The organism is Enterobacter sp. PL_is514 (assembly GCF_055816715.1).
On the sequence record NZ_JBVPGN010000036.1, the window covers coordinates 504,778 to 525,152 of the forward strand.

Here is a 20,375-nt window from a genome sequence, read left to right on the forward strand (position 1 = left end):
ACAAAAGACAATGCAATACATCCAGCAACCCCAGGCGATTGAAGCCAAAAGTTTCGACATCATTGGCGAAATCATTCGCGAAACGCGGCCGGAGTACCGGTTCGCCAGCCCGCTGCATGAGGCGATCGTCAAGCGGGTGATCCATACCACCGCAGATTTTGACTGGCTGGATATTCTCTGGTTTTCAGATGACGCGCTGGATCAGCTTTGCGCGGCGCTCCGTCGCCCGTCCGTTATCTATACCGATACCACGATGGCGCTCTCCGGGATCAACAAAACGCTGCTGGCCACGTTCGGGGGCGAATGCCGCTGCTATATCAGCGACCCGCGGGTGGTGGCGCAGGCAAAGGCCCAGGGAATCACCCGCTCGATGGCGGCCGTGGATATCGCCGTGACGGAAGAGAGCGAGAAGATCTTTGTCTTTGGCAATGCGCCCACGGCGCTGTTTCGCCTGCTTGAGCATGATGTTGCCGTCAGCGGCGTGGTGGGCGTCCCGGTGGGGTTTGTGGGGGCGGCGGAATCGAAAGAGGCGCTGACGCACAGCCATTTGCCCGCGATTGCGGCACTCGGGCGCAAAGGCGGCAGCAATGTGGCGGCGGCGATTGTAAACGCCATGCTCTATTACCTGCAGGGGGCGCGATGAGCGATTCCACCTTCGATGCCCCGGTATGGCATAACGGGAAGGCATTACGTAAAGGCTACACCACCGGCTCCTGCGCGACCGCGGCAGCGAAAGTCGCCGCACTGATGGTGCTGCGCCAGCACCTCATTCATCAGGTCTCCATTGTGACACCCTCCGGCGTCTCGCTGTGTCTGAACGTGGAATCGCCGCACATTGAAGGGCAGCAGGCGATTGCGGCCATCCGCAAAGACGGCGGTGATGACGTTGACGCCACCCACGGCATGCTGATTTTCGCCCGCGTGACGCTCAACGACAGCGGCGAGATTACGCTGGCGGGCGGCGAGGGCGTGGGGACCGTGACGCGCAAAGGCATCGGCCTGCCCATCGGCAGCGCGGCGATCAACCGCACGCCGCGTCACACCATTGAGTCCGCCGTGCGCGAGGCGATTGGCCCGACGCGCGGGGCCAACGTGGAAATCTTCGCCCCTGAAGGCGAAGAGCGTGCGCAGAAAACCTACAACTCACGCCTCGGGATCCTGGGCGGTATTTCGATCATCGGCACCACCGGCATTGTCACGCCGATGTCAGAGGAGAGCTGGAAACGCTCGCTTTCTCTGGAGCTGGAGATTAAACGCGCGGCCGGGCTGGAGCGGGTCGTGCTGGTGCCGGGCAATCATGGCGAGCGCTTTGTGCGCGAGCAGATGGGCATTGATCAAGATGTCGTGGTCACCATGAGCAACTTTGTCGGCTACATGATCGAAGAGGCGGTGCGGCTGGGGTTTCGCCAGATAGTGCTGGTCGGCCATCCCGGCAAGCTCATCAAAATTGCCGCCGGGATATTCCACACCCACAGCCATATCGCCGATGCGCGCATGGAAACGCTGGTGGCGCATCTGGCGCTGCTCGGTGCGCCGCTGGAATTACTCACCGTCGTCAGCGAGTGCGATACCACCGAAGCGGCGATGGAACACATCGAAACCTGGGGTTTTCAGGCGCTTTACAGCCATCTCGCCGAACGGATCTGCCTGCGCGTAATGCAGATGCTGCGCTTTACCAAAAATCCGCCGACCTGTGACGCCATTCTGTTTTCCTTTGATAACCAGGTGCTGGGCAGCAACCGCCCGGTCGAGGCGATTGCCCGGGCGCTGCAATGTTAACGGTCGTGGGAATGGGGCCTGCGGGATTGCGCCTGATGACGCCCGCCGCGCGTGAAGCGATCGATCGCGCCGATGCGCTGGTCGGCGGAAAACGCCATCTGCTGCAGTTCCCGGCGTTTTGCGGCGAGACGTTTGTCCTGGGGGCCAACATTCCGGCGCTGCTGGCCTGGGTTGAGGCACGTCAGGAGAAAAAGGTGGTGATTGTGGCCTCCGGCGATCCGCTCTTTTACGGCATCGGATCGCGGATGGTGGCGCATTTCGGTATGGCGCGCGTGCGCATTATTCCCGGTATCAGCGCGGTGCAGTACCTGTGCGCGCAGGCGGGCATTGATATGAATGAGATGTGGCTCACCAGCAGCCATGGCCGCAACGTGAACGTTGACGAGCTGGCACGGCATCGCAAAGTGGCGATGGTCACCGATAGCCAGTATGGGCCGAAAGAGATTGCCGCGCAGCTGGTGGCGCGCGGGAAGGGCCATCGCTGGATGGTGATTGGTGAAAACCTGGCGATGGAAAATGAACGGATCCACTGGCTGCCCGTCAGTGAGGTCAGTGCCGACTATGAGATGAATGCGGTGGTGATCCTCGATGAAAGATGAACTGTTTCTGCGCGGCGAAACGGTGCCGATGACCAAAGAGGCGGTACGCGCGCTGGCCCTCACGAAGCTCGAGCTGCATCGCGCCAGCCACCTGATTGACGTCGGTGCGGGAACCGGGAGCGTGTCGATAGAGGCGGCGCTGCTGTTTCCCTCGCTGCACGTGACGGCCATAGAGCGTAACCCTGCAGCTCTGCAGCTGCTTGCGGAAAATCGCCAGCATTTTGCCTGTCGCAATATCGCGATTTTGCCGGGCGTTGCGCCCTTACCCGTGGCGGATAAGGCCGATGCGGTCTTTATGGGCGGCAGCGGCGGCCATCTGACCTCGCTTATCGACTGGTCCCTGCGCCAGCTACATCCGGGTGGACGTCTGGTGATGACGTTTATCCTGCAGGAAAACCTCACTACCGCACTGGCCCATCTGCAGCAGATCGGCGTCCAGAACATTGATTGCCTGCAAATGCAGGTCTCCGCGCTGACCCCGCTCGGCAGCGGTCACTATTTCAAACCGAATAATCCCGTTTTTGTTATCGCCTGTCAGAAGGAAGAACACCATGTCTGAGACGTTTGATTCCCGTTGCGTGTGGTTTGTCGGTGCCGGTCCTGGTGACCGTGAGCTCATCACGCTCAAGGGCTACCGGCTGCTGCAGCAGGCGCAGGTGGTTATCTATGCCGGTTCGCTGATCAATACCGAGCTGCTGGCGTATTGCCCGCAGGGAGCCGAATGCCACGACAGCGCGGAACTCCATTTAGAACAGATAATCGACCTGATGGCGGCGGGCGTGAAGGCCGGAAAAACGGTGGTACGTTTACAGACCGGCGATGTCTCGCTCTACGGCTCCGTTCGCGAGCAGGGCGAAGAGCTGACCAAACGCGGCATTGCCTGGCAGGTGGTGCCCGGCGTCAGCGCTTTCCTCGGCGCCGCGGCGGAGCTTGGGGTGGAATACACCGTCCCTGAAGTCTCGCAGAGCCTGATTATTACCCGCCTCGAAGGCCGCACGCCGGTGCCGGAACGTGAACAGCTGGAGTCATTTGCCAGCCATCAGACCTCGATGGCGATTTATCTCTCGGTCCAGCGTATTCACCGGGTGGCGGAACGCCTGATTGAAGGCGGTTATCCGGCCACCACGCCCGTTGCCGTCATTTATAAAGCGACCTGGCCGGAAAGCCACACCGTCCGCGGCACGCTGGCGGATATCGCCGACAAAGTACGCGAGGCGGGGATCCGCAAAACGGCGCTCATTCTGGTTGGGAAGTTCCTGGGCGAGGAGTATCACTACTCAAAACTCTATGCCGCGGATTTTAGCCATGAATACCGTAAAGCCTGAGCCCATCGCGCTGTTTTGCCTGACGCCGGGCGGCGTGCGGCTGGCGAAGCGTCTGGCGGCAATGCTGCCGGTCACCTGCTTTACCAGCGAGGGCCTGCGGGAAGAGGGCTTTATCTCCTTCGATGGCGGCTTTGCCCCGGCGGTGCGCGAGGCGTTCACGCGCTATCCGGCGCTGATTTTTATCGGCGCCACCGGCATTGCGGTGCGCGTTTTGGCACCCCTCATCCACGACAAGCTGAGCGACCCGGCGGTGGTGGTGATCGACGAGCGTGGGCAGCACGTGATTAGCCTGCTTTCCGGCCATGCTGGCGGGGCGAATGCGCTGACCCGCTATCTGGCGGAAATGCTGGGGGCGGACCCGGTGATTACCACCGCCACGGACGTCAACGAGATGGCCGCGCTGGATACCCTTGCCTTCCAGCTGAATGCCCGAATGCGCGATTTCCGAACGACGGTGAAAATCGTCAACCAGATGCTGGTGAGCCATCAGCGGGTAGGGCTGTGGTGGGATGCGGAACTCGACGACGACGTCAGTCAGTGCGATCGGCGCGGGTTTATCACCGTGAGCGACCTGCAGCACCTCCCGGAAATGGATGCGCTGGTGTGTATTACGCTGCGCAACACGCTGCCGGAACTGCCGTTACCGCACTGGACGCTGGTTCCCCAGCGGGTCGTGGCGGGCATCGGCTGTCGACGCGACACGCCGTATCCGCTGCTGGCGACCCTATTGATGCGCCAGCTTGCAGCGCAGCAGTTCGACCCGCTGGCGCTGAAAGCGATTGGCAGCGTCTCCCTTAAAAAAGACGAAGCGGGCCTGCTTCAGCTTGCCGCCTGCTGGGGTGTGCCGTTTGAAACCTTTACCGCTGACGCGCTGCGTGAGCACGAACACCGCTTTCCGGCTTCACCGTTTGTACGCCAGACGGTTGGGGTGGGGAGCGTCTCGGGACCGGCAGCGTGGCTGCTGAGCCATGGGCAACTACGAGGAGAAACCCTGCGCGAACAGGGCGTCACTATCACTTTGGGAGTTTCACACTGATGTTAACCGTAATTGGAATCGGCCCGGGCTCGCAGGCCATGATGACCGTGGAAGCCGTAGACGCGCTGCAGGCGGCAGAAATCATCGTTGGCTACAAAACCTATACCCATCTGGTGAAGGCCTTCACCGGCGACAAACAGGTGATCAAAACCGGGATGTGCAAAGAGATTGAACGCTGTCAGGCGGCGATCGAGCTGGCGCAGGCCGGGCATAACGTCGCGCTTATCAGCAGCGGCGACGCCGGTATTTATGGCATGGCGGGGCTGGTGCTGGAACTGGTCAGCAAACAGAAGCTGGACGTTGAGGTTCGCCTGATCCCCGGGATGACGGCCAGTATCGCCGCCGCGTCTCTGCTTGGCGCGCCGCTGATGCACGATTTTTGCCACATCAGCTTAAGCGATCTGCTGACGCCGTGGCCGGTCATTGAAAAACGCATTGTTGCTGCGGGAGAAGCGGACTTCGTCATCTGTTTCTATAACCCGCGCAGCCGGGGGCGCGAGGGCCATCTGGCACGGGCGTTTGAGCTGCTGTCCGCCAGCAAAAGCCCGCAAACGCCGGTAGGGGTAGTGAAGTCTGCCGGGCGCAAAAAGCAGGAGAAGTGGCTGACCACGCTGGGCGACATGGACTTTGAGCCGGTCGATATGACAAGCCTGGTGATCGTCGGAAATAAGGCCACTTACGTTCAGGAGGGGCTGATGATCACACCCCGGGGCTATGTGCTGTGAACTATGGCGACGTGCTGGTCATGGGCGGCACCAGCGATGCCCGCGCGATCTGCCAGCAGCTGGATGCGGCCGGCGTGGCCTACACCCTGTCGGTGGCGACGGCCACCGGGCAGCGGCTGGCGGGCGACATTAACGGCCGGGTGCGCTGTGGCCGCCTGGAGCCGCAGCAGATGGTTGACTGGCTTGCGCAAAACCGGACCCGCTGGGTGATTGACGCTTCGCATCCCTACGCTGAGGTGGTCAGCCGCAACATCCTGGCGGCCTGTGAAACGGTGGGCGTGTTGCTTAGCCGCTATCAGCGCCCCGAACAGCTCAGCGAGCTGACGCATCCGCTGCTCTACAGCGTGCCGGGCATAGAAGAGGCCTGCGACATCGCGCGGCGGCTGGGCGAACGCGTGCTGTTGACCACCGGCAGTAAAGATCTGGCGCGCTGGCGCGCCGGGCTGCCGGAGAAAACGCTGCTGGCCCGGGTGCTGCCGGTGCCCGAGGTCCTTGAGCAATGCGCCGGGCTTGGCTTTGGCGTTACCGAGATCTTCGCGATGTGCGGGCCATTCAGCGCTGAGTTTAACGCGGCGTTTTATCGCCAGTGCCGGGCTGACGTGATGATCACCAAAGCGTCCGGTGCGGAAGGCGGCTATCGGGAAAAGGTTCAACCCTGTCTGGATGCGGGCATCCCCTGCATCGTGATTACACGCCCGGCGCCGCTGGTGACGGGAGAAGAGTTACTGGAAAGTCAGGCCGCATTCGCCGGGCGCTTAGCCCGCTGGCTGGCCGCTGCTTAAGGAGTTAGAGATGAAAAAGGCGCTTCTGGTGGTCAGCTTTGGTACCAGCTACCACGATACCTGCGAGAAAAACATTGTGGCCTGCGAGCGTGCGCTGGCGGAAAGCTGCCCTGACCGCGAGCTGTTTCGGGCATTCACCTCCGGGATGATCATTCGCAAGCTCAAACAGCGTGACGGCATTGAGATCGATACGCCGCTGCAGGCGCTGAAAAAGCTTGCGGCTCAGGGATATCAGGACGTGGCGATCCAGTCCCTGCACATCATCAACGGCGATGAGTACGAGAAAATCGTCCGTGAAGTGCAGAGCCTGCGCCCGCTCTTTACCCGCCTGACGCTGGGGGTACCGCTGTTGAGCAGCCACGACGATTACGCGCAGCTAATGTGCGCCTTACAACAGCAGATGCCGACGCTTGGGGCCACGGAAAAAGTGGTATTTATGGGCCACGGCGCCAGCCATCACGCCTTTGCGGCCTATGCCTGTCTCGACCACATGATGATGGCCCAGGGCTTCCCGGCCCGCGTCGGCGCGGTGGAGAGCTATCCGGAAGTCGACATCCTGATTGAGAGCCTCTGTAAACAAGGCGTCACCGCCGTGCATCTGATGCCGCTGATGCTGGTGGCGGGCGATCACGCCATTAACGATATGGCCTCTGATGACGAGGACTCCTGGAAGACGCTGTTTAACGCTGCCGGGATCCCGGCAACGCCGTGGCTGAGCGGGTTGGGCGAAAACCCGGCGGTGCGCGCGATGTTCGTCGCCCATTTACAGCAGGCGCTGAGCGTGGCGATGGAGGAGGCAGCATGAGCGGCAAACTGTACGCCCTCAGTACCGGGCCGGGCGCGTCGGACCTTATCACCGTGCGCGCCTCACGGATCCTCGGTTCGCTGGATATTCTCTACGCCCCGGCGGGACGAAAAGGGGGCGACAGTCTGGCGCTTTCTATCGTTCGTGAATATGTCGGTGAGCAGACTGAAATCCGCTGCTGCCACTTTCCCATGAGCGCCGACAGCGCTGAAAAGGAGGCGGTGTGGGATGCGGTGGCCGACGCGTTAGTGACGGAGGTGAACGATGGAAAACAGGTTGGCTTTATCACCCTGGGCGACGCGATGCTGTTCAGTACCTGGGTGTTCTTACTTCAGCGCATCGGCAGCCCGGACTGGCTGGAGATTGTGCCCGGCGTGACGTCGTTTGCCGCGATTGCCGCGCGGTCCAAAACGCCGCTGGCGATGGAACAGCAGTCGCTGGCGGTGATCGCATGCACCGCGCCGGAAGCGGAGATTGCGCAGGCGCTGCAGCAGCACGACAGCCTGGTGCTGATGAAGGTCTATGGCCGGTTTGCGCGCATCAAAGCGCTGCTGACGCAGGCCGGGCTGCTGAACTGCGCGCTGATGATGTCAGAAGCCACGCTCCCCGGCGAGCAGTGCTGGCGGCATCTGGATGAGGTTGCTGACGACCAGCCGTTACCCTATTTCTCGACCATTCTGGTCAACAAACAGTGGGAGTATGCGCAATGAAACTCGAACAACAGCTTAAACAGCTGTCATTAAGTGGCCTGGCGGCGGCGCTATTGCTGATGGTGGTGCCGGAGCAGGCGTTCGCGATGCACATCATGGAAGGCTTTTTACCGCCCATGTGGGCGCTGGCGTGGTGGCTGATCTTCTTACCGTGTCTGTGGTATGGACTGGTGCGCCTGCGCCGTATCGTGCAGGAGGATAGCCACCAGAAAGTCCTGCTGGCGCTGTGCGGGGCGTTTATTTTCGTGCTGTCGGCGCTGAAGATCCCCTCGGTGACCGGCAGTTGCTCGCATCCGACCGGCGTGGGGCTCGCCGTGATTCTGTTCGGGCCGGGCGTCGTCGCCATTCTCGGCGCCATCGTGCTGCTGTTTCAGGCGCTGCTGCTGGCGCACGGCGGGTTAACCACGCTTGGCGCGAACGGCATGTCGATGGCGGTGATTGGGCCGGTTGTCGGGTACATGGTGTGGAAAATGGCCTGCCGTGCCGGGCTCCGTCGTGATGTCGGGGTATTTTTGTGCGCGATGCTGGCGGATCTGGTGACCTATTTTGTCACCTCAGTCCAGCTTGGCGCGGCGTTCCCGGACCCGGCGACGGGTGCCGCGGGCTCGATTGTGAAATTCATGGGCATTTTCTGCCTGACGCAGATCCCCATCGCCATCGCGGAGGGACTGTTAACCGTCATGATTTATGACCAGTTGACCAAACGTCAGCTGATTACCGCACAAGGACACTGAGATGAAAAAGACGCTGATGCTGTTGGCGATGGTGCTTGCTCTGATCGTACTGCCATTTTTTATCGATCACGGGGGGGAGTTTGGCGGCTCGGATGGTGAAGCCGAAAATCAAATTCAGGTTGTGGCGCCGCATTACACGCCGTGGTTCACGCCGCTCTATGAACCCGCCAGCGGCGAAATTGAAAGCCTGCTGTTTACGCTCCAGGGCTCCATTGGCGCAGCGGTGATTTTCTATATTTTGGGCTACACCAAAGGCAGACAGCGCCGTGATGACCGGGCTTGACAGGCTAAGCTATCAGAGCCGCTGGGCTCACGTTGCGCCGGAACGCAAGTTTCTGCTCTGGCTGGCGCTGATGACGCTGGCGTTTGCGCTGCCGCCGCTGGGGCAGGGGATCGTCCTGGCGTTGACGGCGGGACTGACCTGCTGGCTGCTGCGGATGACCTTCTGGCGCTGGTGCCGCTGGATGGCGCTGCCGTTTGGCTTTCTGCTGGTCGGCGTGCTGACGATCCTCTTTAGCGTCACCCGTGACCCGAACACGCTGGCGGCAGGCGTCCCGGTGGGGCACTACTGGCTGGGGATAACCGCGTCCGGGCTGACTGCCGCCAATGAAACCTTCTGGCGCAGCCTTGCCGCGCTGGCGGCGACCTTCTGGCTGGTGCTGAACCTGCCGTTTCCGCAGCTGATTGTGCTGCTTAAGCGGGCGCGCGTGCCGCGCCTGCTTACCGAGCAGATCCTGCTGACCTGGCGCTTTATTTTTATTCTGTTAGACGAAGCGCTGGCAATTCACCGCGCGCAGACGCTGCGTTTTGGCTATCGTAGCCTGCCAAAGGGCTATCGCTCGCTGGCGATGCTGGTTGGTTTGCTGTTTACCCGGGTGCTGATTCGCTATCAGCAGATGGCGACCACGCTGGATATTAAACTCTACCAGGGTGATTTTCCCCTGTAAGGAATCGCACCATGCTTACCACCGCCGATCTCTGGTTTCGCTATCAGGAGGCGCAGGTGCTCAAAGGGCTGACGCTGGATTTTTCGACCCATCCGGTCACCGGGCTGGTCGGAGCTAACGGCTGCGGAAAGTCGACGTTATTTATGAACCTGAGCGGCCTGCTGAAGCCGCAGCAGGGTGCGGTGCTGTGGCAGGGGAAGCCGCTGGACTACAGCAAGCGCGGACTGCTGGCGCTCCGTCAGCAGGTGGCAACGGTGTTTCAGGATCCCGATCAGCAGATCTTTTATACCGATATTGATAGCGACATCGCCTTCAGCCTGCGCAATCTGGGCGTGGCGGAACCGGAGATTGCACGGCGCGTCGACGATGCGCTGACGCTGGTTGACGCGCAGCGTTTTCGCCAGCAGCCGATCCAGTGCCTGAGCCACGGGCAAAAGAAGCGCGTCGCCATTGCCGGGGCGCTGGTGCTGGGCGCCCGCTATCTTCTGCTGGACGAGCCCACGGCCGGGCTTGATCCTTCAGGACGCACGCAGATGATCGAGATCATCAGGCGCATTGTGGCGCAGGGGAACCACGTGGTGATCTCCAGTCATGATATTGACCTGATTTACGAAGTGAGCGATGCCGTTTACGTGCTGCGTCAGGGAGAAGTGCTGGCGCACGGCGCGCCGGGTGAGGTTTTTGCCCGCGGCGAACTGATTGAACGGGCCGGATTAACGCAGCCCTGGCTCGTCAAGCTGCACGCGCAGCTTGGCCTGCCGTTATGTAAAACTGAAGATGAATTTTTCAGCCGTATGCGACAAAAAAACGCAATGAAGGAGGTCTCATGACGCAGGCAATTATGTTGCAGGGCACCGCTTCTGACGTGGGTAAAAGCGTCCTGGTGGCGGGGCTGTGCCGGATTTTTTATCAGGATGGCCTGCGTACCGCACCGTTTAAGTCGCAGAATATGGCGCTCAACTCCGGTATTACGCCGGAGGGAAAAGAGATGGGCCGCGCGCAGATATTTCAGGCTCAGGCGGCGGGGATAACGCCGGACGTACGGATGAATCCGGTGCTGTTAAAACCGACCAGCGATCGTAAAGCGCAGGTGGTGCTGATGGGGCAGGTGGCAACCGATATGGACGCGGTCAGCTACCACGAGTACAAACCGCGCCTGCGGGAGCAGATCCGCGACGTCTATAACAGCCTGGCCGGAGAGTATGACGTGGTGGTGCTGGAAGGCGCGGGCAGCCCGGCGGAGATTAACCTGCGCGATCGCGATATCGTCAACATGGGGATGGCCGAAATGGCGCAGTGCCCGGTGATCCTCGTGGCGGACATTGACAGAGGCGGCGTGTTTGCCGCCATCTACGGCACGCTGGCGCTTTTGCACGATCGCGAGCGGGCGCGGGTGAAAGGGGTCATCATCAATAAATTTCGTGGCGATGTTGCGCTGCTTTACTCGGGTATTGAGCAGATAGAAAACCTGACCGGCGTGCCGGTGCTGGGCGTGATGCCATGGCTGGATGTGGATCTGGAAGATGAAGACGGCGTGGCGCTGCAAAAGGGAAAATACCTGCGAACCGCCCAGCGCGATATCGACATTGCCGTGGTGCAGGTACCGCATATCTCCAACTTCACCGATTTTAACGCCCTGGCGGCGCAGCCCGATGTTCGCGTGCGCTATGTCCGTTATCCCCAGGAGCTGGCGGGGGCCGATCTCGTGATTCTCCCCGGCAGTAAAAATACGCTTGGCGATCTGGCCTGGCTGCGGGAAAGCGGCATGGCGCACGCGGTGCTCCAGTCCCACCAGCAGAACGTGCCCGTCATGGGCATTTGCGGCGGCTACCAGATGCTTGGCGACACCATCATTGATGAGGTGGAGTCGGGGCTGGGAACCCAGCCGGGGCTGGGTCTACTCCATACCGTGACCCGCTTCGCGCAGCGAAAAACCACGACGCAGGTCTCGGCGCAGATGGCGTCGGCGCTCCCGGCGTGGCTTAAGTCGGCAGCGGGCATTAAGGTGCAGGGCTACGAGATCCATATGGGAGAGACCCAACTGACATCCGACGGTAGCCCGGCGCTGTTTCTGGAAAAAGAGGGCGAGCGCATCGCGGACGGTGCCATCAGCGCTGACGGGCAGGTGATAGGGACCTATCTCCACGGGCTATTCGATAATGATGCCTTCACGCGCGCGATGGTGGACGGCTTGCGCCAGCGCAAAGGACTGGCGCCCTTAGACGTTGCGGTAGATTACGCCGCCTGGAAAGCGCAACAGTTTGATATCCTGGCGAGCGCGATGAGAGAACATATTGATATTAAAAAGATCTATCAAATAATGCGGGAGCATCAGGAGGAAGGCGCATGATTTTGGTCACCGGAGGCGCGCGCAGCGGGAAAAGTGCGCACGTCGAACAGCTGGCGGCGCAGCAGTGCGAGCGCGTGCTGTATATCGCGACGTCGGTGATTACCGATGAAGAGATGGCGCTGCGCGTTGACAAGCACCGCGCCCAGCGTCCTGCGCACTGGCGAACCTGGGAAGGGTATCGCGATCTGGGCGACGTGATTCGCCACCAGGTGCAGCCGGGCGAAGGTGTGGTTCTGGAATGCGTCACCACCCTGCTGTCAAACCTGCTCTATGACGCCAGCGGCGGCGCGTCGCCGGAGACCCTCGATTTTTCCGCGCTTGAGGCGGTGCTGCAACAGCAGGTGGACGACCTGATTGCGGCCTGCCAGCAGTCGGCGGCGCCGGTTTATATTGTGACCAATGAGCTGGGCATGAGCATCACGCCAGAGAATCGGCTGGCGCGTCATTTTGTCGATATTGCCGGGCGCGCGAACCAAAGGCTGGCGCAGGCGGCGCAGGAAGTGTGGCTGGTTGTCTCGGGAATTGGAGTAAAGATTAAATGCCGTTAAAAATGTTGTGGGCGACGCTGGGATTCATTACCCGCATTCCGGTGCCGCAAAAGTGGAGCGACGGCGTTGAATTTTCGCAGTATGGCCGTGGCGTCCCCTGGTTCCCGGTAGTGGGCCTGATCGTTGGCGTGCTGGCTGCCCTGGGCTATCTGGCGGTGAGCCAGACCGGCGGGGGGATCTCTATCGGCGCGGTCGCCTGGGTTCTGGCGCTGGTGCTGCTGACCGGCGGGTTTCATCTGGACGGTCTGGCGGACACCTGCGATGGCGTCTTTTCTGCCCGCACCCGCGAACGGATGCTGGAGATTATGCGCGACAGCCGGTTGGGAACCTACGGCGGTCTGGCCATCGTATTCTGCATCCTTATCAAAGTCGCTGCGGTAATTTCCCTGGCCCACCTTCCGGTTAATACCCTGTTTGCGCTGCTGGTCTGCGCGCCGATCGTCGGGCGAACGGCAATGGTGTTGGCCATGTACCGGCAGCGCTATGCGCGCGAAGGGGCTGGAATGGCAAACGCCTATCTTGGCCATATCAGCGGCAAAGAGACGGTCATCACCCTCTGCATCGGCGTGGCGCTCGTGGGGCTATTGGCCGGGGCGCACGGGCTTATCGCCAGCGTCATCACCTGGATTGTCGTCAACGCGGTAAAGACCTTTTTAAGCCGCCGACTGAACGGGCTGACGGGGGATACCCTGGGCGCGATGGAGGAGATCGGTGAAATGGTCTTCCTGCTGTCGCTACTGTGGGTCTGATGTATGCGTCTTTTTCTGGTTCGTCACGGTCAAACAGCCGCTAACATCAGCGGCGTATTTTACGGGAGTACCGATCTGGCGCTCTCACCGCAGGGCATTGCCCAAAGCCAGCTGGTTGCCGGGTACCTGTCCGGGGTCGCGTTCGGGCACGCGCGCGTCAGCGCGCTGCAGCGTTCGCAGCAAACGGCGCGGCTTATCGTGCCGACAGCCCATGATGTCCACGTCGATGCGCGGCTTAACGAGCTGGATTTTGGCGAATGGGAAATGCGTCACTTCAGCGACATCGAAAAAGAAAGTCCCGCGTCGTGGCAGCACTGGATGGATGACTGGCAAAACGCAACGCCAGACGGCGGCGAAGCCTTCCCGCATTTCGCCGCGCGCGTCAGGGCGGCGGCGGATGAGATGAGTCAGCTGCAGCAGCGCGAAGACATGCTCATTGTGGCGCATCAGGGCGTGCTGAGCCTGCTGCTGGCAACCTGGTTAGGGATGCCCGTGGCGGCGATGTGGCATTTCCCGTTCAGTCACGATGCCTACACGGTCGTTGAAAATCGGGGCGGGCATTGGGTGTTACGGGTATTTAATGGCAGAAGCGTTTGGCAAACAGAAGAGTGAGGGTGATGAGGATGGGGACAGTGAAGGCGCTGGCGGCGGCCATCAGACCGCTTGATAAACAGAAGATTCAGGCGGCCTCAAGGCATGTTGATGGCTTAATAAAGCCGACAAACAGCCTGGGTCGGCTGGAAAGTCTGGCAATACAGCTTTCGGGAATGTGGGGCATCGACAGGCTCGATAATCTGCAAAAAGAGATTATCGTCATGTGCGCCGACCATGGCGTGTTTGATGAAGGCGTGGCCGTGACGCCGAAAGTGGTGACCTGGCTTCAGGCCGTCAATATGCAAAAGGGGTTGACCGGAGTGTGCGTGCTGGCCCGCAATAGCCAGACGTCGGTACTGCCCGTTGACATCGGTATTGACGGCGAGCCTATCGACAATATGCTCAGCCTTAAACTCTCGCGCGGCTGCGGGAATATCGCTCAGGGACCGGCGATGAGCCGTCAGGATGCCGAGCACCTGCTGCTGGCGAGTGCCAGCCTCGTTAAAAAACGCGCGCAGGGGGGGATCTCCGTCTTTGGCGTAGGCGAGCTGGGTATTGCCAATACGACGCCGGCCTCGGCAATCATCAGCGTGCTGACCGACAGCGATCCGCATGATGTGGTGGGGATTGGGGCCAATTTGCCGCAGGACCGGGTGCAGCATAAGGAAACCATAGTCCGGCAGGCGATACGCATAAACCAGCCGGATGCGCGCGATGCGGTTGATGTGCTGGCCAAAGTCGGCGGCTATGACCTGGTGGGCATGACCGGGGTGATATTGGGCGCTGGCGCATGCGGACTGCCCGTGGTGTTAGACGGTTTTCTCTCGTATGCCGCCGCCATCGCCGCCTGTCAGATTGCGCCAGAAGTGAAGAACTACTGTATTCCCTCTCATTTTTCCGCCGAAAAGGGGGCCAGGCGCGCGCTGGAGCACCTTGGGCTGGCGCCATTTATCCATCTTGACATGCGTCTTGGCGAAGGGAGCGGTGCCGCGCTGGCAATGTCTATCGTCAGCGCGGCCTGCGCAATGTACTGCGAGATGGGGCAACTGGCGCAAAGCGGCATTGAGTTGCCCGTTCCGGCATGACGGAAAGGCAAAAACCCCAGCCAGGCTGGACGCCGGAAAGCGTCCAGCTTTGGGCCAGCGGTCAACCCCCCCCTAACAGGGCATTCTGGTGCAGCGGATACGACGTCGATACTGCAGCGGCGTCTGACGCATCATCTTTTTAAAGCAGGTAATGAAATAGGTCACCTCGCTAAACCCGACTGCCAGCGCAATAGCGTCAATTGGCTCATCGCTGTACCGCAACAGCTCGCAGCTGCTTTTTATCCGCCGGGTCAGCAAATATTCGTGGATGCTACCGCCGGTCTGCTGGCGAAAAATGCGTGAGGTATAGCTGCGCGAAAGCCCCAGGTCGTGCGCTAGCTGGTCGAGCGAAAACTTGCTGGCATAGTGGGCTTCGACCCAGCTCATAATCCGCGAGGCGACGGTCTGCTGGCGCGGCGGGTAGGGTTGCGGCTGCTCGGGCAGAAACGTCATGAGCTGCATCATCAGAAAGGCCACCTCGCAGGCCTCGGTCTGCTCGTTGCCCTCCAGGCGCTGAAACTGTTCTAGGATCCTTTCGATAAACGCTGCGTGCTCGCTGAGATCGTAGATTTGCGCCGGAAGATTGCTGGCGGCCAGCGCGGCGAACCGGGCCTGATGGCGCGGGAAGGCGCCGAGCGCACTTTCGACCACCGATTGCTCAATGTGCATGGTGGTGCGGTGATAGGGATTCTTATCGCTATGATCGACCTGCACTTTGTGCAAACGGAAGGGCGGGAAGATAAATAATCGCCCCGGACGGGCGGTGTAGTGCTGATTATCCACCACCACGATGCCGTAGCCGCTGGATATATAGAGCAATTCAACGCATTGATGCCAGTGGTAGTAAATCGCGCTGGTGGTGGACATGCGGTTAAAAGAAATGGCCTGCCGATCGAGCGTAATTCGTTCCAGCAGCTGCGTTTCACCCATATTACCTCCAGGACAACAGATTTAAATTTTTAGGCCATCATTTGTAATTTATCCCCCTCGCGTTCGACAAAATCCAGCAAAAATGAAATGGCGGTTTAATTTTGTGATTCTGCTCACTCAGCGCCGGGAATAAAAGCAGTTACTCTTCATTCAGACGTCGCACTCGTGGCTTTAAAAAGCCTAATAACAATAACTTATCTCTACCCTCGTGTAATGCGGGAGGACCCTGTGCAACCTGAAAATATTCATCTGGATAACCCACTGACAAGCCGGGAAGAGGTGCTACGGCTGGTTAACGACATGCTGAACGCGGTGTCGCCCTGGTTTAAAAAAGACGCCAGCCGCATTGATTTAGCGAACTTTACCGCTCACTACGGCCAGCAGGTGGCGAACATGGAAACGTTTTCCCGCCTGCTGTGGGGCGTGACGCCGCTGTTGGCTGGCGGCAGCGAGCCGCAGCACTTCTCATTCTATTTACAGGCGATAAAAAACGGCACCGATCCGCAGCATGCCGATTACTGGGGCGACGTCGGGCCTTACGATCAGCGAATCGTCGAGATGGCGGCCTACGGGCTGCTGCTGGCGCTGGCGGGTGAAACCGTACTGGCACACTTCACCGAGACGGAGAAAGAGAATTTATGGCGCTGGCTAAAGCAGTGCGAGACCCGGGAAATCCCCGATAACAACTGGCACTTCTTCCCGATTCTGGTGCAGGTCGGCTTCCATTATTGCGGCATGCCGACCAACCCCCAGGCGCTGGAAGATCATTTTGCTGCCATGGAGCACTACTACCTCGGCGATGGCTGGTACGCCGATGGTCCGGGACGGCCGCGCGACTATTACATCTCGATGGGCTTCCATTTCTATGGCCTGATTTACGCGAAGCTCATGGCCGGGGTCGATCCACAGCGCTGTGCAACGCTGCGTGACCGGGCCGCGCGTTTCTCCTCTGACTTCATCCATTTCTTTGCCGAAGACGGCGCGGCGATCCCGTTTGGCCGTAGCCTGACCTACCGCTTTGCCGAGGCGGCGTTCTGGAGTGCGGCGGCCTTCGCCGGGCTGGAGGTCTTTTCGCCCGGCGCGATTAAGGGCATCGTTCTGCGTCATCTGCGCTGGTGGCTAAAGCAGCCGATATTCGACCGCGACGGCGTGCTGAGCGTCGGTTACAGCTACCCGAATCTGGCGATGGCGGAAGACTACAACGCGCCGGGGTCGCCGTACTGGGGCCTGAAGACCCTGCTGGTGCTGGCATTAGATGAGGGCGATGCTTTCTGGCAGGCGGCCGAGCTGCCGCTGCCGCCGCTGCCCGCGCAGCACACGATAGCCCACGCGGATCAGGTGGTGGTGCATCAGGACGATCACCTGTGGATGCTGACGTCCGGCCAGCTGGAGCTGAACAACTTCGTGAACACCGAAGCGAAATACTGCAAATTTGCCTATTCCACCCGCTTTGGCTTCACCATCGAACGCGGGCGCTACGGCCTGAACCATGCCTCGCCCGATTCGATGCTGCTGCTGGCCGAAAAGGATAACTACTGGCGTGGCCGCCGCGAATGCCAGCACGTGGTCACCGCTGACGGCACCATTTACAGCCGCTGGCTGCCGTGGCGCGACGTGGAGATTGAGAGCTGGCTGCTGGCGCTGGGCGACTGGCAGCTACGCGTCCATCGCATCAATACCCGGCGCGCGCTGGACTGCGCGGAGGGTGGCTTTAGCCTGGCGAACCGCCCGCAGCCGCAGGTACACGAGAGTAACGGTGCCTGCTGGTTACGCAGTGCCCGGGATGTCTCCTCCATTTTCTGTTTACATCCGCACGCTCGCCGCGGCGAGACGGTGGTGACGCCGCCAAACAGTAATCTGCTGTTCGCCGAGCGCGCGGCGGTGCCGGTGCTGCGCGGCGAGCTTGACCCCGGCACGCATATGTTAATCAGCGCGGTGTGGGCGGGAAATGCCGCCGACTTCGAACCGCAACATTGCCCGCAGGCCTTCATTAGCGATGACGCGGTACGCTTCGTGACGGCACGACAAGAAACGACGCTCGTTCTGGCTTCGGAGGCATCGCTATGAGCACATCATCGTCCGTACGCGCCGCGCAGTACAAAATGAGTACCTTTATTTTCCTTTACTTCTTCACGTGGTCATCCAGCTTTGGCCTGTACGCCCTGTGGCTGAGCCAGAAAGTGGGCCTCGATAGCGTCACCATCGGCAGCGTGTTCGCCATCAACGGCGTCTTCGCGGTGGTTCTGAAGCCGGTGTACGGCTACATCATGGACAAAATCGGCATGAGCAAGTGGCTGCTCTATTTTGTCTGCGCCATTTCCGCGCTGATGGCGCCATTCTTCGCGCTGGTGTACCAGCCGCTGCTGCAAAGCCATGCGATGGCGGGGATTATCATCGGCGCGCTGTATCTGAGCCTGGGCTGGTACGCCGGCGTGGCGGCGTCTGAATCTTACGCCGACCGCTTTAGCCGCCTGTACGGGCTGGAGTTTGGCCGCATCAGAATGTGGGGTTCACTGGGCTGGGCGATGGCGGCGTCGGTCTCCGGGCTGTTGTTTAACGTCACCCCGCTGGCCAACTTTCTGCTTAGCAGCGGGACCTCGGTACTGATGCTGCTGGTGCTGATTAGCCTCAAAATCGGCGACGAGCAGCTGCGCAATAACAGCGTTATTTCCGCAAATAAGATCGTCTTCGCCGACGTGCTGATGCTCCTGAAAAACCGCAAATTCTGGATGTTCAGCCTCTACGTCGCCGGGGTGGCGTGGATGATGTTTATCGCCGAACAGCAGTTCCCGCGCTACTTCGTGTCGTTCTTCTCCACCAAAGAGCAGGGGAATGCCTGGTACGGCTACCTGAGTACCGTCCAGTCGGGGATGGAATTCGTGATGATGATGTTTATCCCGTGGCTGGTGAATCACTACGGCGCCAAGCGCGGCCTGCTGTTCTGCGGCTGTGTGGTCGGAGCGCGGCTGATCGCCTCCGGGCTGACCAGCGACCCGATTGTTATCTCCATCATCAAACCGTTTTATGGCGTCGAGATCGCGCTGCTGCTCATCTCGGTCTTCAAATACATCGCGGAGCATTTCCATCGTCGGGTTAACGCCACGATGTACCTGCTGGGCTACCAGGCGATGATTTACGTGGGTTCGATTGTGGTCGCCCCACCTGCCGGCTATCTGTACGACAGGATTGGCTTTGAGCATACCTATCTGCTGATGGGCTGCTGCGCCCTGGTATTTACGCTGATTTCCGCCTTTACGCTGTCGCGCTGCCAGTCGACGCGCGATGACTCACGATCCTTTGCTCCGGCTTTAGATACCGCCCCGGTTGAACCGGCCAAACATTAATTCAGGAGTTGTTATGACCAAATCTGTTATCACCGAAGCGCTGCGGCCAATCGAACTGCATCAGGTCGATCGCCTGGCACTGAGCCAGAAGCTGGAGGCGGCGTTAACCCGCGTCACGCGCAAGCTCGACAAAAATATTGTTGCCTTCGGCGATAAGTTCCCCGGAGAGGCCTGTGAGAAGGGGGTCTGGCCGCGCACCGATAACGTGGAGTGGACCACCAGCTTCTGGCCTGGCCAGCTGTGGCTGGCGTGGGAGATGACCGGCAAAGCGCACTATCGCAAAGCTGCCGAGCGCTATTTACCGTCGTTCGCCCGGCGTATTGAGCAGCGCATCGACACCGCCACGCACGATCTCGGGTTCCTCTATTCGCTCTCCTGCATCAGCGCCTGGCGGCTCACCGGCAACGAAGCCGCTCGTCAGTCGGCGCTGCTGGCTGCCGAGCACCTGATGGAGCGTTTTAACCCGACGGCCAACATTATTCAGGCGTGGGGTGATTTAAACGACCCGGAGCAGCAGGGGAGAATGATCATCGACTGCAATATGAACCTGCCGCTGCTGTACTGGGCCAGCGAACAGACCGGGGATCCGCGCTATGCGCAGGCGGCGACGGCGCACGCAGGACAGGCCGCGGCCTATATCGTGCGTGAAGATGCCTCGACCTATCACACTTACTATATGGACGTGCAAACGGGCGAGCCGCGCTTTGGCAACACCCATCAGGGCTACAGCGATACCTCGTGCTGGTCGCGCGGCCAGGCATGGGGCATTTACGGCTTCCTGCTCAGCTATCAGCACACCGGCGATAAGCAGATGGTTGAGCTGTCGCGCAGCCTGGCGCATTACTTCCTCAACCGTCTGCCGGAAGATGATGTTTGCCACTGGGATCTGGCGCTGCTCGGTACCGACGCCGTGCGCGACAGTTCAGCGGCGGCGATTGCCGCCTGTGGCCTGCTGGAGCTGGTTAAGGCGCTGCCGACGCTCGACGCAAACCGTGCATATTATGAAGAGATGGCGCTGCGTATCGCGCTGTCGCTGACCGATAACTACCTTGCTCATGACGACGATCCGACTGAAGGGCTACTGCAGCACTCGGTTTATCATATGGGCAGCGGTAAGGGGGTCGATCAGTGCTGTAGCTGGGGGGACTATTTCTATCTTGAGCTGCTGGCGCGGCTGCGACAGATTTGGCACCCGTACTGGTAATCCTTAAGCGCTTGTGCGTTTCGCCCGCCGGCGCTACGCTTGCACGGGCCTACAATGAATAGTGCAATATATTGATATTGTTACGGATTGTAGGCCGGGTAAGCGCAGCGCCACCCGGCAAGAAAGCGT

23 protein-coding genes are annotated in these 20,375 nt (G+C 60.3%); 22 read left to right on the forward strand and 1 reads right to left on the reverse strand.

What is annotated here, in order from left to right:
* The first annotated feature begins 10 nt into the window (after positions 1 to 10).
* Genes AC0TNG_RS22675 through cobT form a run of 19 tightly spaced genes read left to right on the forward strand, consistent with a single transcriptional unit; the run spans position 11 to position 14,768 of the window.
* On the forward strand, positions 11 to 643 hold the full coding sequence (locus AC0TNG_RS22675) for a cobalt-precorrin-8 methylmutase (RefSeq protein ID WP_417927183.1): 633 nt from the start codon (positions 11 to 13) through the stop codon (positions 641 to 643).
* Entirely contained in the window at positions 640 to 1,779 is a 1,140-nt protein-coding gene (gene cbiD / locus AC0TNG_RS22680; protein ID WP_463726885.1) for a cobalt-precorrin-5B (C(1))-methyltransferase CbiD, read from the forward strand. Before AC0TNG_RS22675 ends, cbiD begins: the two co-directional genes overlap by 4 nt.
* Positions 1,773 to 2,378 (forward strand): cobalt-precorrin-7 (C(5))-methyltransferase, encoded by a 606-nt coding sequence (locus AC0TNG_RS22685; protein ID WP_024907723.1) that lies wholly within the window; start codon positions 1,773 to 1,775, stop codon positions 2,376 to 2,378. Before cbiD ends, AC0TNG_RS22685 begins: the two co-directional genes overlap by 7 nt.
* On the forward strand, positions 2,368 to 2,937 hold the full coding sequence (locus AC0TNG_RS22690) for a decarboxylating cobalt-precorrin-6B (C(15))-methyltransferase (protein WP_024907722.1): 570 nt from the start codon (positions 2,368 to 2,370) through the stop codon (positions 2,935 to 2,937). The genes AC0TNG_RS22685 and AC0TNG_RS22690 overlap by 11 nt, the downstream gene beginning before the upstream one ends.
* A complete protein-coding gene (locus tag AC0TNG_RS22695) occupies positions 2,930 to 3,703 on the forward strand; it encodes a cobalt-precorrin-4 methyltransferase (protein WP_024907721.1) in 774 nt (257 codons plus the stop codon). Before AC0TNG_RS22690 ends, AC0TNG_RS22695 begins: the two co-directional genes overlap by 8 nt.
* Positions 3,684 to 4,739 (forward strand): cobalt-precorrin 5A hydrolase, encoded by a 1,056-nt coding sequence (gene cbiG, locus AC0TNG_RS22700; RefSeq protein ID WP_248273048.1) that lies wholly within the window; start codon positions 3,684 to 3,686, stop codon positions 4,737 to 4,739. Before AC0TNG_RS22695 ends, cbiG begins: the two co-directional genes overlap by 20 nt.
* Entirely contained in the window at positions 4,739 to 5,464 is a 726-nt protein-coding gene (locus tag AC0TNG_RS22705; RefSeq protein WP_417927185.1) for a precorrin-3B C(17)-methyltransferase, read from the forward strand. Before cbiG ends, AC0TNG_RS22705 begins: the two co-directional genes overlap by 1 nt.
* Entirely contained in the window at positions 5,461 to 6,246 is a 786-nt protein-coding gene (locus tag AC0TNG_RS22710; protein ID WP_024908222.1) for a cobalt-precorrin-6A reductase, read from the forward strand. Before AC0TNG_RS22705 ends, AC0TNG_RS22710 begins: the two co-directional genes overlap by 4 nt.
* Positions 6,247 to 6,256: 10 nt before the next feature.
* A complete protein-coding gene (gene cbiK / locus AC0TNG_RS22715; protein ID WP_032649053.1) occupies positions 6,257 to 7,051 on the forward strand; it encodes a sirohydrochlorin cobaltochelatase in 795 nt (264 codons plus the stop codon).
* The gene (locus AC0TNG_RS22720) at positions 7,048 to 7,761 is read left to right on the forward strand and encodes a cobalt-factor II C(20)-methyltransferase (RefSeq protein WP_024908224.1); all 714 of its coding nucleotides are present in this window, start codon (positions 7,048 to 7,050) and stop codon (positions 7,759 to 7,761) included. The genes cbiK and AC0TNG_RS22720 overlap by 4 nt, the downstream gene beginning before the upstream one ends.
* A complete protein-coding gene (gene cbiM, locus AC0TNG_RS22725; RefSeq protein WP_048989904.1) occupies positions 7,758 to 8,495 on the forward strand; it encodes a cobalt ECF transporter S component CbiM in 738 nt (245 codons plus the stop codon). Before AC0TNG_RS22720 ends, cbiM begins: the two co-directional genes overlap by 4 nt.
* A gap of 1 nt (position 8,496) precedes the next feature.
* The gene (locus AC0TNG_RS22730) at positions 8,497 to 8,778 is read left to right on the forward strand and encodes an energy-coupling factor ABC transporter substrate-binding protein (protein ID WP_024908226.1); all 282 of its coding nucleotides are present in this window, start codon (positions 8,497 to 8,499) and stop codon (positions 8,776 to 8,778) included.
* Positions 8,765 to 9,442 carry an energy-coupling factor ABC transporter transmembrane protein gene (locus AC0TNG_RS22735; RefSeq protein WP_024908227.1) on the forward strand — a complete coding sequence of 226 codons (678 nt, stop codon included), beginning with the start codon at positions 8,765 to 8,767 and terminating at the stop codon, positions 9,440 to 9,442. The genes AC0TNG_RS22730 and AC0TNG_RS22735 overlap by 14 nt, the downstream gene beginning before the upstream one ends.
* Before the next feature lie 11 nt (positions 9,443 to 9,453).
* Entirely contained in the window at positions 9,454 to 10,272 is an 819-nt protein-coding gene (locus tag AC0TNG_RS22740) for an energy-coupling factor ABC transporter ATP-binding protein (protein ID WP_473713126.1), read from the forward strand.
* Entirely contained in the window at positions 10,269 to 11,792 is a 1,524-nt protein-coding gene (locus AC0TNG_RS22745) for a cobyric acid synthase (protein ID WP_316498442.1), read from the forward strand. The genes AC0TNG_RS22740 and AC0TNG_RS22745 overlap by 4 nt, the downstream gene beginning before the upstream one ends.
* Positions 11,789 to 12,340, forward strand: coding sequence for a bifunctional adenosylcobinamide kinase/adenosylcobinamide-phosphate guanylyltransferase (gene cobU, locus AC0TNG_RS22750; RefSeq protein WP_024908230.1), 552 nt, complete (start codon positions 11,789 to 11,791; stop codon positions 12,338 to 12,340). The genes AC0TNG_RS22745 and cobU overlap by 4 nt, the downstream gene beginning before the upstream one ends.
* Entirely contained in the window at positions 12,331 to 13,089 is a 759-nt protein-coding gene (gene cobS, locus AC0TNG_RS22755; protein WP_473713127.1) for an adenosylcobinamide-GDP ribazoletransferase, read from the forward strand. The genes cobU and cobS overlap by 10 nt, the downstream gene beginning before the upstream one ends.
* A gap of 3 nt (positions 13,090 to 13,092) precedes the next feature.
* Positions 13,093 to 13,701 (forward strand): alpha-ribazole phosphatase, encoded by a 609-nt coding sequence (cobC, locus tag AC0TNG_RS22760; RefSeq protein ID WP_061715597.1) that lies wholly within the window; start codon positions 13,093 to 13,095, stop codon positions 13,699 to 13,701.
* Between the two features lie 11 nt (positions 13,702 to 13,712).
* Positions 13,713 to 14,768, forward strand: a complete 1,056-nt coding sequence (gene cobT, locus AC0TNG_RS22765) for a nicotinate-nucleotide--dimethylbenzimidazole phosphoribosyltransferase (RefSeq protein ID WP_090417441.1) — start codon at positions 13,713 to 13,715, stop codon at positions 14,766 to 14,768.
* A 72-nt stretch (positions 14,769 to 14,840) separates the two neighbouring features.
* Here cobT and AC0TNG_RS22770 read toward each other — a convergent pair whose 3' ends face one another.
* On the reverse strand, positions 14,841 to 15,698 hold the full coding sequence (locus tag AC0TNG_RS22770) for a helix-turn-helix domain-containing protein (protein ID WP_473713128.1): 858 nt from the start codon (positions 15,696 to 15,698) through the stop codon (positions 14,841 to 14,843).
* Positions 15,699 to 15,926: 228 nt separating this feature from the next.
* Here AC0TNG_RS22770 and AC0TNG_RS22775 point away from each other — a divergent pair, with 228 nt between their 5' ends.
* The 3 genes from AC0TNG_RS22775 to AC0TNG_RS22785 are packed head-to-tail and all read left to right on the forward strand — an operon-like array spanning position 15,927 to position 20,246.
* Positions 15,927 to 17,765, forward strand: coding sequence for a DUF2264 domain-containing protein (locus AC0TNG_RS22775; RefSeq protein WP_417927189.1), 1,839 nt, complete (start codon positions 15,927 to 15,929; stop codon positions 17,763 to 17,765).
* Positions 17,762 to 19,042: an oligosaccharide MFS transporter gene (locus tag AC0TNG_RS22780; protein ID WP_417927190.1), complete on the forward strand. Its 1,281-nt coding sequence runs from the start codon at positions 17,762 to 17,764 to the stop codon at positions 19,040 to 19,042. Before AC0TNG_RS22775 ends, AC0TNG_RS22780 begins: the two co-directional genes overlap by 4 nt.
* Before the next feature lie 13 nt (positions 19,043 to 19,055).
* Positions 19,056 to 20,246: a glycoside hydrolase family 88 protein gene (locus tag AC0TNG_RS22785; protein WP_024908237.1), complete on the forward strand. Its 1,191-nt coding sequence runs from the start codon at positions 19,056 to 19,058 to the stop codon at positions 20,244 to 20,246.
* Positions 20,247 to 20,375 lie beyond the last annotated feature (129 nt).